This window comes from Halomonas sp. BC1, assembly GCF_002078135.1.
GTDB lineage: Bacteria > Pseudomonadota > Gammaproteobacteria > Pseudomonadales > Halomonadaceae > Vreelandella > Vreelandella stevensii.
Genome location: NZ_LFGS01000004.1, coordinates 611463 through 623760, shown reverse-complemented (window position 1 = coordinate 623760; position 12298 = coordinate 611463). Strand labels below are relative to the sequence as shown.

The 12298-nt window shown below is 55.1% G+C and carries 14 protein-coding genes; all 14 read right to left on the bottom strand.

Annotated features, from left to right (window positions below; all coding sequences use genetic code 11):
- Nucleotides 1-249: 249 nt before the first annotated feature.
- Nucleotides 250-1329, bottom strand: a complete 1080-nt coding sequence (locus tag B7L72_RS04450) for a helix-turn-helix domain-containing protein (protein WP_081192791.1) — start codon at nt 1327-1329, stop codon at nt 250-252.
- Entirely contained in the window at nt 1326-1925 is a 600-nt protein-coding gene (locus B7L72_RS18145) for a hypothetical protein (protein ID WP_139788426.1), read from the bottom strand. Before B7L72_RS18145 ends, B7L72_RS04450 begins: the two co-directional genes overlap by 4 nt.
- Nucleotides 1926-2075: 150 nt before the next feature.
- The gene (locus tag B7L72_RS04445; protein WP_081192789.1) at nt 2076-4988 is read right to left on the bottom strand and encodes a DUF927 domain-containing protein; all 2913 of its coding nucleotides are present in this window, start codon (nt 4986-4988) and stop codon (nt 2076-2078) included.
- Nucleotides 4985-5284, bottom strand: a complete 300-nt coding sequence (locus B7L72_RS04440) for a hypothetical protein (protein WP_081192787.1) — start codon at nt 5282-5284, stop codon at nt 4985-4987. Before B7L72_RS04440 ends, B7L72_RS04445 begins: the two co-directional genes overlap by 4 nt.
- Nucleotides 5281-5610 carry a hypothetical protein gene (locus B7L72_RS04435; protein WP_081192785.1) on the bottom strand — a complete coding sequence of 110 codons (330 nt, stop codon included), beginning with the start codon at nt 5608-5610 and terminating at the stop codon, nt 5281-5283. The genes B7L72_RS04440 and B7L72_RS04435 overlap by 4 nt, the downstream gene beginning before the upstream one ends.
- A complete protein-coding gene (locus B7L72_RS04430; protein WP_139788425.1) occupies nt 5607-6095 on the bottom strand; it encodes a hypothetical protein in 489 nt (162 codons plus the stop codon). The genes B7L72_RS04435 and B7L72_RS04430 overlap by 4 nt, the downstream gene beginning before the upstream one ends.
- Nucleotides 6071-6256, bottom strand: a complete 186-nt coding sequence (locus B7L72_RS04425; protein ID WP_081192781.1) for a hypothetical protein — start codon at nt 6254-6256, stop codon at nt 6071-6073. The genes B7L72_RS04430 and B7L72_RS04425 overlap by 25 nt, the downstream gene beginning before the upstream one ends.
- A gap of 376 nt (nt 6257-6632) precedes the next feature.
- Complete coding sequence (locus tag B7L72_RS04420) at nt 6633-7304, bottom strand: hypothetical protein (RefSeq protein WP_081192779.1); 672 nt, start codon at nt 7302-7304, stop codon at nt 6633-6635.
- Nucleotides 7301-7636: a hypothetical protein gene (locus B7L72_RS04415; RefSeq protein ID WP_139788424.1), complete on the bottom strand. Its 336-nt coding sequence runs from the start codon at nt 7634-7636 to the stop codon at nt 7301-7303. Before B7L72_RS04415 ends, B7L72_RS04420 begins: the two co-directional genes overlap by 4 nt.
- A gap of 146 nt (nt 7637-7782) precedes the next feature.
- Nucleotides 7783-8082 carry a helix-turn-helix domain-containing protein gene (locus B7L72_RS04410; protein WP_081192775.1) on the bottom strand — a complete coding sequence of 100 codons (300 nt, stop codon included), beginning with the start codon at nt 8080-8082 and terminating at the stop codon, nt 7783-7785.
- Nucleotides 8083-8395: 313 nt separating this feature from the next.
- On the bottom strand, nt 8396-9100 hold the full coding sequence (locus B7L72_RS04405) for a hypothetical protein (protein WP_217806034.1): 705 nt from the start codon (nt 9098-9100) through the stop codon (nt 8396-8398).
- The gene (locus B7L72_RS04400) at nt 9100-9387 is read right to left on the bottom strand and encodes a type II toxin-antitoxin system RelE/ParE family toxin (RefSeq protein WP_081192771.1); all 288 of its coding nucleotides are present in this window, start codon (nt 9385-9387) and stop codon (nt 9100-9102) included. Before B7L72_RS04400 ends, B7L72_RS04405 begins: the two co-directional genes overlap by 1 nt.
- An 831-nt stretch (nt 9388-10218) precedes the next feature.
- Nucleotides 10219-11574 carry a site-specific integrase gene (locus tag B7L72_RS04390; RefSeq protein WP_081192767.1) on the bottom strand — a complete coding sequence of 452 codons (1356 nt, stop codon included), beginning with the start codon at nt 11572-11574 and terminating at the stop codon, nt 10219-10221.
- 409 nt (nt 11575-11983) lie between these two features.
- The coding region (locus tag B7L72_RS04385) for an inositol monophosphatase family protein (RefSeq protein WP_303245517.1) at nt 11984-12298 on the bottom strand (315 nt) is incomplete at its 5' end.

The following is a 12298-nucleotide window of genomic DNA, read 5'->3' as shown; positions in this document are numbered from 1 at the left end:
CCAGCACCAGCACCAGCACCAGCACCAGCACCAGCACCAGCACCAGCACCAGCACCAGCACCAGAAGATGAATGAGTTTAGGGGGATGTTAAGGAGTGAAGGTGAAGGGCAGTGTTAACGCTAGAGAGGGGCAGTATGCTGGGTATCGCTACTAGTGGCCGTCTCTATGAGGTGTAGTAGTATTATCCCCTTCATCAAAATCTATTTCCCCTTACAGCAGTTTCCTAATTAAGCTGTAGGGGGTGGATTTTAATTTGTAACCAATTTAAGTTTAGGTTTCGCTTCGTTTGATATTTCGTAGAGGCTTTGAAAGTCATCGCCTTTGATTTTTAAATATTCATAAAGGTCTTGATAAGTATATCCTAAGCTATCTGTATGAAGCTCAATGATATCCTTTACGACTGAAGATTTTTCCGGGGCGATGTCAACCTCAGAAGGCTCTTTCTTTCGATAGCCCATTGCACTCATACGCCGCCATAAATAGCTATTTTGCGAAGGAGTGATAAGTCCGGCGTTCTTTGCAGCCATGATTGAGAACCCCATCGAGACTTTCCATATTGGCTTTATTGATGCTAGAAGCGGCAGGTCTACATTGCTATGAAATATCGAATGCCTTTCCCTTCTGGGCATCAGAAGTTCCGAGGCAAAAGTATTTGCCTGATCTTCCATATCTGGATTGGGCACATTGTGCATCACTGCGTGACCAAGCTCGTGGGCAAGTGTAAAGCGCTGCCGATCTCCCGGCATTTCACTATTGAGGAAAATGCACGGCGGTAGTCCGGGCGGCCTTAATGTCAGCCCATCCACACCAAGGCTTTGGAAGTTGCATTGAAATACAATACAGCCTGCTCGCTCAACTAAATTGGTGAGGTTATGTATAGGGCCACTTGGCACCCGCCAATGAGCGCGAACCAGTTGAGCAATTCTCTCTGCGTTTCCATCGAACTCGTCAATGTCGAGCATTGGCAGAGTCAGTTCAGGCTCATATTCAACCGATGATAGAAGCCTACGCAGGTGCATGAGCCTTAGATTCATTTCAGCTTCTATGCGCTCAATATCTCTAGATTTAACTTGGCTTGATTTTTTCCTGTAGCTAATACTTACTGGAACGCCAAATATTGGGTCTGTTTGATAGAAGAAGCTGGTAGGGAAAGACAATGCTTCAGCCAACGAACCAATAGCATCCTCGGCTGGAGTGATTAAGCCTGCCTCAAACTTGGATATAGCTGCTTGCGTTAGGCCCGCTTTTTCAGCAAGCTGTGATTGGCTCATAGACCTAGCTTGACGCGCAACCTTGATTAGGTGCGGGTTAAGAAGGTTATGGCTCATTTCCTTTCCTCAGAAGATTTTGCTTCTTTGGCAGGTGCTTTAACTTTAACCAATTTGGCTTTTCTTTCGGTATTTGCTTCGTCAGTTTGTTCGCTGTTGTGTTCCATTGGGACAACATTAGAAGTATTAAGATGGTCAGAGAGCTTTATTGACCACTCAACTGAGTCTGATTCTCGATAAGAAATTATAACTTCATCAATTTTTGTCTGAAGTTTATTTAGCAAATACCCTACCTCTAACCTAGCTACTTCTGGGATGCCAGGTAGTTCAGATTGAGAATGAAAATCAAGCGATGCTTGAGTGGGGTAGTTGCACGTAAGGCCGTTATCATTCAGTTTTTTGAACCTAAACGCTAACTTATCTAGCATGTACAAGCAGCTGTTGTTGGCTGGTATTGGTTTGATAGCCTCGCTAGAAGCAAAAGCTTGCTTTGCTTTTGTATTGATTTCTTCCCACATGAAATTTGCACGGCCTCGCTTCGTCCAATTGCTCGCATGATTACTAGCCATCCAGCCAGCCCATGCATCACGCACCACCTGGTCAATCGTGGGTAAATGAGGCTCAAGTAATTCGATGGCTTCATCTTTTTCTATCACGGGACATCCTCACTACATTTTTGGCTTCAAATTATAACCAATAGTATTCCATGTGTGAGGTTTTTGCCAATACTCCGTGCTTTTCTGCCACGCTATGTGTACGAAAAGTAGCAAAGCATCCAAGGATGTGGCAGGAGTTCTAATGCTGGCTCAGGCTGCCTTGGTGGCCTCTTCATCGTTCGCGGCGTTCTGTGCCCTGTAGAGCGCTTCATCAGTGAACACGTAGTAGCGTGGTGAGCCGCCTTTGATGCCGGGTACCTTGATAGACGTTTTGCCTTCATGGTCAAGCTGAAGCACGTTATGGGCCTTTAACACCTTGTTGGCTTGGCGTGCTGAGGGTAGCCCCGCACGGCTCCACACCTCTTTTGTCCACGAGGCTGAACCAATGTAATAGGTCGTGATGGTGCGGCACTCCGCGCCGCTGCCTAGCGTTTCTGTGCGTCGATAGCCCAGCTTATTGACGGTGCGCGGTGCATGGGTATCGTGCTGGTAATCCACGTTCAGCCGAGAGAATCGCGCCTCTCCGTGCGTTTCAATCAGGTGGCAAAGAGCATCGAGCACCTTGGCTTCTTCCTGACTGCCAGCCCCGCCGCGCTCAGTCAGCCAGGCAGAGAAACACGCCTTAGCGGCGTTCCATGCGGTATAGGCAGGCCAGCCCGTTGCTCCCCACTCGGTGGCGTATTCACCCGCCAAGGCCACCAGGGCAAAGCGAGCAGCGGCGCGGTGCGCTTGCCCGCTGGCATCCTTCGGGAGTGTCTCTTTCTCAAAGGCTTGAAGCGTTTTGGGAAACGCTTTGATGATGGTACGCATGTTATCAGGGGTGGTGAGTGCTTCCAGGAACTTCACTAGCGGGGTGCCGTAATACTTATTAACGCTGGCCTTGAGGGAATCAGACAGATCCGCCGCGTTGTCGAAGCCATGAAGCTCTTGAAACAGGCCCATGCCAGCGCCAGCATCGGCAGGCACGCCAAGCATACGGATATCCATGCCCGCCCGGTGCATCTGGTTGGCTTCATCCATGTGCTGTTCAAGCGTCTTCTCCCCCGTAGAGAGAAATAACAAGCGCCAGCGGCGCACGGGCTTACCGTTGCCGCGATCATTCGCCCGGGCCTTCCCGGCACCGTTGCCCAGCATGTAGACCGTTTCACCGATGATGCGCGGGCTACACATGCCTATTTCATCCAGGGCAAGCAGGCCGTCAGAGTGGGCGGAAGCGATCGACTCAAGGGCGTTGTCAGTAGAGCGCCAGCTACGCACTAGCTTAGGCGAGCCGTATACGGAAACAGCCGCTTGAAGGTGTGTGGTTTTACCGCCTGAACTCTCCCCGTACAGGTGGAAGCCACCCGACTCTAGCCCCAGCAGGTGAAGCAACGGCCCAGCAAAAGCAACGCACACGCTTAGTGCTAGCCTGTCATTACCAGGGCAGAGCGCCCCAATGTGGGTTTGCCACTCTTCTAGTGTGCCCGCCTCTTCAATGCTGGGAAGCTCAGCACCGTGGTTGGTGAACTCAAGGGCTTCCAAGGTTTCACCGATAGCCCCCATGGGCAGTAAGTAAGCATCGCCGTGCCAGCCCATGCGATCCACCAAGCGAGCACGGGCGCTGCCTGCATACCCTTGTAGGTAGCTGATTAGGTCGTTTTTCGTGTTGCGGGCTGGTCGTTTGGCATCCAGCTTTAAGCCCATCGAAAGCAGCGGGGAGATAGCATCTTTCGCGCCTTCGCTTATCAATGCCTCAGCGGGAATGTTCCAACGCTTGGTGATGCCGTCAGGGTCGCAGAACTCAACCAGTAGCCCCCAGTTTTGGCCGCGTTCGTCGCGGGTTTGCGCGATGATATCCAGCCGTTCACAGACACGCCGGGGCTCACCATCTTCAGGAACGGCATACAGGCCTGTGTCCGTAACGGTGAAGCCGGGTGTTTGCTGTGCTTTCTTGCGGGCGTCCCGCTTTGCCGGGGCAGGCTTGGCCGCTGGCGCGGGTGAAGCAGGTAGGGCGGGCGGTTCCTTAAACAGTGCCCCTTCAGCCGCCAGAGCGCTCAGGTGGGCGGGTGTCCAATCACGGGCTAACAGGTCGGCGGCATCGTCCTTTTCCAACCATTCACCACCCTCAGCAAAGGCGGGGGTGTTGTCATGCCACACAGGGGCTTGGCTGAAGCAATCCAAAGCCACCAGGCGCACAGTCTTGGCCCCAAGCGTTTGTAGCTCCTCGGCCAACCGCTGCATGCAGACAACGCCACCTTCATCGTTGTCAGGCCATAGCAGTACGTCACGCCCCTTGAGCGGGGTGAAGTCGGCTTTACTCACGGAGTTGGTGCCGTTGGGCCAGCAGGTGGCGATATAGTCCGGCAGCAGCGCGCCAGCCGCATCGGCGCTTTTCTCGCCTTCACAGACCACCACCGGGGCGCTGGGATGCTTAGCAAGTTGATCCACGTTCAGCAGTGGCCTTGGGGCGGGTAACCCCTTACGTTGCCACTTGGTGTCCCCTGTTCCGGTATGCTGCCAAAGGGTTAGGGGCGCAAATACCTTACGCGGTTTCTCTTCACCTGGTTGCAGTGGCAAGTTAAAGCGATCAATCACCATGAGTAGTTCGCCTTGAGCGTTGCGATATTCCCAACGCTTCCAAGGGTCGCCATGCTTCAAATGCCGTTTGGGTATGCCACTGAGGGCATCGGCGGGGATAGGGGCCACAGGTTGCCATGGGTCAGGCGGTGCCGCCTTGGCCTTTTTGTGAGGGGGGGATGACTCTATAGGGGCAGTGCCTAGAAAGCCTTCCAGCAGGTGCAACGCATCGGCTTGTGCAGGGCAGCGCTCAAGGTAGGCTACCAGGGCGACCAAGTCGCCGCCCTTGTCACCTGAGGCGAAGTCATACCATTGGCCCGTGTCCAGGTTGACCGAAAACGAGCCCGCGTTTTGATCGTCACGGGCGGGGTTCTTCACCACGTATTCACGCTTTTGAACCTTGCCGCCAGGGAGCCAATGCGCCAGCACGCTTTCAATACGGGTTAACGCCAGGCGGTTAGTGTCCTGAAAGCGAGCATGGGTTACTGATCCGTTGGGTTTGCTCATGGCTTGTTCCTTTTAACCGCCTGTAAAGGGGTTGTTAGCTTGGCCTCGCTGGCTGCCCTGATCCCTTCACCGTATTCAAGTTCTAACGCATCGGTCAGGCTATGAATGCGCTCAGTGAGCTGCATGGCCGCATGGCTTAGCCCGCTGGTTAAACCGGGCGTCAGGAAAGGCGTTTCGTCGTCGGTGTCCCGGCGCATTTGATCCTCTTCGATCAAGTGCATAAGGGTTGCAATAGCCGTGGCGCTGTCGCGTAGGTCGTGGCAACGCATATCAAAACCATGGATGGGGCGGTTCATGCGACACCTCCTTGAGCAATTGCCAGCAGGGTTTCTAATTCGCGGGCAACGGCTTGCAGTTCCTCAAGCGCGTTATGACCAGCCCAGCGCTCGAGGCCAGGGAGGTAAACAGTGAAGGATTGGTGTGCCTTAAAGTTCTCTTTGACCAATTCACTGAACAGCAGCACGTTGACGCGGAATCCATGACCAACGCCTGCGTATTCAGCACTTACGCAATAGACGCCTTGCATGGTGATGGTGATCGACAGCTCTTGGATGTAAGCCATTGCCTCACGGTGTGCATGTGTTAGCTCGCTGGGGGCTGGAGTATGGAAAGAGGTATTCATCCGTTAGCCCTCCCGCTGCTTTGCTGCTCACACGCTTGGGCTTCCAGAGCCGCTAGTTGCCCGTTGATATCGGTCAAGGCGCTGGCGCTAAGCTGGCTGCCTAGGCGGGAAAGGTGCTTCGCCTGGTGGCAGGCCGCCGGGGTGTCCAGCAGCTTGGTAATGGAATAGAACAGCGCCTCTGCATGCTCCAGGTGCTCACGGCAAAGGGTTAAGCTGTCGTCGTGATCCATTAAGCCCAAGGCAGGCCCGCCGTGTGCTTCCAGGGCAACCAAGCGGCGCTCTAGCAAACGGATTAAACAGGCTTGCACCGTGGCGCGTTCTTGCTGGGTGAGTACCAAGGTGCCGTAGTCGGTTTCAAGCTGTGGCTTGATGGTGGCCACTTGCTTGGTGATGGCGTGCCGGGTGTCGTCGATAGCCGCCCGTGGGGTTAGCCATAGCTCTTGAGTAATCGCCTTGGCGTTCATGCCGCACCTGCCTTGCTGCATGGGGCAGCTTCCAGGCGGCGGGCCTTATCCATGTGGTGGTTGTAGCGCTTCAGCCGAACGGCAGCGCTTGAGTTAGAAAACAGGGCGGCTTTCGCCATTGCGCGATGGGCAGCGGCACGAGCGGGCGCACTACGGGTAGGGAACAGGCGTAACTTGGCCATGGGTAAGACTCCTTTGGTATTGGAGTCGCCACGATCCTTTCCACGGGATTGGGTGGCGACCGTACGCGGGGTGGAAAACCGGCACCAAAGGAATCCGGCACGCTCGAAAGCGTCCCACGCACAGCCGCCATAACATGCAGCGGGCACAAAAAAAGCGCCTGCTGAAATGGGGGCGCTAGTGCGCCTCTGGTGATTCGGGTTTCCACACCCGGACACTGATTTTGCAGTGACCGCTTTACAATACCTTTCCCCAAGCGTGGGCGCAAGCGCTGGCGCTTGCCTCACGGTGTGGGGCGTTTTATGCTGTGTGCAGTACATGAAAGCTTCCTCTCCCCGGTGTTCCAGCACTGGGGTTTTTATTGGGTGCCTTTCCACCTCAGGCACGCTGGCCCAATGCGTTATTCCCCTCGGGGTGGTAGGCCTTTTCCCAAGGCGGTGCCGTCTCGCTGGGCATTGGTTGGGGCAGTGACACCACGGCGCTAGGCGCTTGTGAGGTTTCGCTACCTAGCCACACCCGTACTTCATCGCGTTCCGCGCACAGGGCTTTCCACTCCCCCTCATAAGCGGGCGGTGTATGGGGGCATTGCCCATCTTGTAAGAAGCGTATTTCCGGTAGGTCTGGGGTGAGGTAGTAGGTCACAAACGCGCCCCAATCCCCTTCAACCATGCGGCCAAGGTGAGGGCAGAAAAGTCCAAAGCGCCCCGCCCCTATATCTTTCAATCTCAGCATGAAGCGACCACGCCCGCGCAAGTAGCCAAAGTGGCGGGCATAGGCTTGTGTCATTTCCCGTTCAAAGCTGTGGCGCTGGTGGTCAGGTATCACCACGGGAAGCACTAGGCCGTCTGGGTTGCTGAATTGCGCCAGCCCAAGCGCCGGGTAAAGGCTAACCGCATGAATGGCGGTATGACGGCATGGGCGGTATCGGCCTTGCTGCTCAGCGCTAACCACTTGGCAGCCTAAGCCATAAGGATCGTGAAGCTTCCCCGCCAGTAGGCCAGGCAGTAATCCTGCTGGCAGGGGCGGCTGATAGCCAAGAGTACGTTTCATACGGTGGCCTCATGGATGGCAATAGGGGCTGTGCCCGTGGGCGGCTCACCTGCTAGCCAGTGGCGCAGGGCGGCGGCTTGCTGGCGCGAGGCTGCCCAATCCTCTTCGCTTTGCAGTTCACGGCGGGTGGCAAGCTGATAGCGGAGGGTGCTAGGGTCGGGGCCTAGGTAGTAGGTCACGAACCCTTCCAGTTGGCCGCGTTTGTCCAGGTCATCAATCAGGCGTTGCGGAAAGGCAAAGCGGCCATGGCCGTGTAGCTCGCCAAAAGCCAGGTGGCTGGCCTGCTCCAAGATGTTTTGGAAAGCTGGCAGCTCTTCCAAGTCAACCGCCAACGGCAGCGCCAGCCCTTCAGCATTGCAGAATTGGGCGAGCGTTAGCTCAGCGTGCCAACTAATCGTTCTAATGGTTCGGTGTGGGCAGTACAGCGTGTGAACTATGGGATGCTGGCACGCTAGGGCGTAGAGGTCGATAAAGCCTTTCATGCGCCGACCTCCCCGCTTTGCCCGGTGTGTTCCTGCATGCGCGAGGCTAGCCATTCGTCCAGGTCACGCAGGCGATAACGAACACGGCTGCCCACCTTGATGTAACGCACACCGTGACGGCCAGTGCTACGCCAGGTTTCCAGCGTGCGAGGTGACACGCCAAGGTAAGGGGCAGCCTCATTGGTCGTTAACAGTAGGTTGGGGTTGTGTGACTCGGGAAGCCGGGCACTAGCGGCGGGGAGTAGGTCGCTAGCGGCAGGCGTTGAAGGGCGTGAGTGTTGGTTTGCATGGCTCATGGCAGTTTGTCCTGTTTAGCTGTTGCACGTTGTAGCGCGTTTGCACACACAGGATTACTGCTTAGGCTGAACACTTGGAGGGGTTTGCTAAGCTAACCCTTTTTTTGGAATAGCCGGACAGGTTGCCACCAGAAAGGCGGGCAGGGCTGGCGCTGGTGGGATATCACAAACGCCTATCATCGACTGCTAGGCAAGTGGTGTTCTAGGGTAGAGGGCTTGAATAGCAGGGAATGCTTTCAGCGGGCGCAAAATTGCGTTGGCTGAATTTGAAGAAGGCTTGTTTAGCGGGGGAAGCTGGCGCTTTGGCTGTTGGCTATGACTGCGGCCACTGGTTCCAGTGCTTGGGTAGTTTGGGCCAAGCGGGGAAACCTTCGGCTTTATGCCAGTCAGTGAGCCAATCAAAAACGGCACCTTCTTTTGGCATGCTTGACTCTGGAAATACTGTAGCTAATGAATACCAGATAATTTCAGCCGCCTTGGCTTTCTGGAGACGTTTCCCATTAGCGTCATAGCAACCGCTTGGTACCAGAGAAGCAAAGCGATCCCTGATAGGGCCATACTCTTTCCAACGATTATTGCCGCCAGACCGGGCCACTCTGATACGCTCTTCACGCCGTGCTTTTGCTGCTGCCGCGGTTGATCGATCAACAACGGGTATGCCGTAACCCACCAAGTAGGCGAGTCGATAACAAAGCCGCCATGTCTCTGCATCATTGAGCGCACTGAACATGGACCGGGCGGCAAGGGTCATGGCGTCATGTAGGTGTTCTTCAACGTCGGTGATCCGGGGCGTTTGCTTAGTGGCCTGAAAAGACTCTAGCCGCATAGAGAGCATCTCAAGTAACGTGCTGCCAGGCTGTTGCCCCAAGAGTTCCATTTGCTCTGAGAAAGGCAAGTCAGCGTGAAGCCTGAAAGCATCATTACGCTCAACCAGCATTTCTCGCAGGCTCTCCACTCCCGTCATGGCCGCTGGCGTAGGCTTGTGCTGTGTTGTGGTTGGGGAGTCTTGATTAGCCATCATGAGCCACCGGGCGGCCACTGCTGGGCACCGTGCAGCACACGCAGTATGTCCACGCTCTGGGTATTAAGCCGATACACAACCAGGTAAGGGGTGCTGGTCACGACAAGTTCACGGGTGCTGCTCACACGCCCGGCCCGCCCTTGTTCAGGGTGGCGCTCTAGCCCCTGCACACATAGCTCTATACGGTCAGCCATGCGCAGGGCAGCGCCGGGGTTATCTTGTGCGATGTAATCCGTGATGCCTTCCAGATCGCGCAAGGCGAGCGCCAGCCATCTAACGCGCATGCTTTTCCCTTATGCGCTGGCGCACATGCTGAAAGGCCTCTGCGTTGTCTGTCCATTGGGCGTCAGGGTGGTTGGCTTCCGCTATCGCCTCTTCTACTTGGCCTCTGAACCAGGCGTCATGCTCAGCCGCTTCATGTGTCTTGATTAACCGGGTAGCGGCATCTGGGCGCTTGCGGGTAGGGGTGGGCTCATAGTGTTCAGCGTCAACGCTGAAATGTTCAATACCTACCCGTTTCAAATAGCTCGCTAGGGTCTCAAACCTGCCAAAGAGCCGGGGTACCCCACGCTTCGACACCAAGCGGCCACGTGTGCCGTTTAGGTCTACTTCGATTAACCACCCACCTACTTGGCCAATCACACGGGTGTCCTGCATCGCTTGCTCATCTGCTAGGCGGGTTAGTGTCCTGTGGTCTATGTCGATTGTGGTACCCATGTTGCTACCTCACTTAATAGCTAACCGATATACAAGTAGTAAGTGTAGGGGATTCCCCCGGCCCACGCTATGCCGCCAGAAACAGCGGGGCAAGGCAATGCCGCTTGCTGGGCAACGGTGCCCTTCCTTGGGGTTCGTGCTGGCGCTGGCAGTGCCTTGGGCATGGGGCTAATGGTGAGCCTGCACCCGCATGAGCGGTGCTGTGTGTCAGGCTAATGACGGGCTTGTTGATTGGCTGAGAGCGGGACACAAGTTGTGTCTGAACACTTTGTGTCAGCGTGTTTTTTATTTTGTGTCTTGCGTATTTTCATTATTAATTTCAGTTGGTTATGATGATTCAGGACACAAAGACACAACGGACACTGCAAAAAACAAGGAACCCGGAAAACGCCTAAAAATTACGATGACTTTTTCTTGAAGGGCACCACCTCACCAGGTGCCGTGACACCTCCAGCGGCCAACAAATTATCAACCGCCCGGGTCACGCTATCGCGTACCGGGTCGATATCTAACCGGGCATAAATGGCCGTGGCTTGAACGCTCTTATGGTTAAGTGACTTCCCGATGATGGCGAGTGAAGCACCATGCTTTGCTTGCCAACTTCCAAGGGTGCGGCGTAGGTCGTGAATGCGAAGGTCAGACAGGGAGAATTGCTCGGGTGTCATATCGTGCTTACCAAGGGCAACGGCACACCCTTGGATAATATCGGTAGGCTGGAAGAGCGCTTTTTCTGTCATGTCTTGAATACGCTGTTCACTCCAGCTTTCCACCTCCGCAAGCGCCTTGACGATCCCCAGCGCTTGCGCCCTGGTCAATATCCGTTCCCACCCTTTGCGGGGTTCAGTGAAGTGGCCTGTTTTACCTGTGCCGGGGAATACCCATGCACCCGTTGTGTGTACTCTGCGTTCATTCAGAACCGTGACTAACTGCGTGGGGAGCGTGACCAGTTGCGGCTCCCCGTTCTTGGTGTCCGGTATGCGCCATACGCCTTCCGCTAGCTCAAGCTCTTCCCAGCGCATGGCAAGTACATTAGAGCGCCGGGCACCCGTTAGTAGGCAAGCCAAGAAGAAATCACGCACCGTGTCCGATGGCTCTGCTGCCAATGCTTGAAAGAAGCGGGGTAGCTCCGAGGGCTGCAAGAAGCGGTCACGTTTCTTCTCACGGTTTTTCTTAATCCCAGCGGCAGGGTTGCTGCTATCCCATAGGCCAACATCTTCAGCCCACCCAAAAAGGCTTGAGCACAGCGCAAGCACCCGGTTGGCTTGAATAGGTGCCGTACGGCTAATGGTGGCATGTAGCGCCACAAAGTCGCGGCGGTTGAGTGCGGATAGTTTCCGGCCACCTAAGGTAGGGCTCACGTATTTATGAAACACGCGCTCATCTTCACGCCAAGAGCGTTTAACCAATTGTGAGTGACGGCGTAAGTAGTCGCTAAACAGTTCGTTAAGTGTTGGCTCCCCTTTTAGCTGGCGCCGAACTTCAGCGGGGTTCTCACCGTCAGCGATTGCGCCGCTAATATGTAACGCCTGCTTTCTGGCCTGCTCGATTGTCATGTTGGGGTAGCGGCCTAAAGTGATGCGCTCAGGTCTGGCGCTGGCCTTTACCCAACGTTGGCAGCTAAACGTTTTGGTACCCTTCGAGGTCACGCGAAGTTCTAGGCCAGACACTTTCGTGTCCGTATAGTTGGCCCGCTTGCCATCGGCAGGAACCGGGAGGCTATCAAGCGCCTTTTTGGTGAAGTTGAGACGGGGCATGTTGTGGCCTCCAGGGAAGGGCGTGGCGGTCAGATTATCGCTTGGGTATATGCCGGGTCTAGGAAATGCAGCAAATTGAGGAGAATATCAGAGAAAGCCAACGTAGCCGCATAACAAGAAAAGCCCGTGTTTATAGTTCCTTAGCGCATCATAGCAAAGTCTAGCAAACGTGGGCAAAGTGTGGACGCTCTGACTTGTAATCAGTAGGTCCCGGGTTCGACTCCTGGTGTCGGCACCACTAAAAGTGGTTGAAAAGCAAAGCGTTAGAGAACATGATCAAGCCGCCCTTCGGGGCGGCTTTTTCGTATGTGTCTCGTATGGGATTGCTGCTTGCTCATCGCCAGCCAATTTTAGCGATATCTTTGGCACACTCTTACCGGGAAAGCTCCTCCAAATGTTTTGAACCCAGTCACTCATTGAGCAGGCTCCTGAGTATGCCATGTCGTTCGGGGTGGGCGATCAGCAAGCTGTTCCACTCGGTGGGGGCATCGTGGCCAGCAAGGTCGCTAACCTGGCACCCAGCCTCACGTGCGATGACAATACCCGCTGCAATATCCCAAAGCTCTAGCTCCGCACCTTGAGACCAGAAGGCGTCAAACCTGCCCATGCCGACATAGGCAATTTCCAATGCCGCAGAGCCGGGGCTGCGAATGCCTGCCACATGGGGCATCAGTGCCGCGAGCTGGCGTTGGCTCGTCGTACAGTCGCCTTTATGATGGTAAGG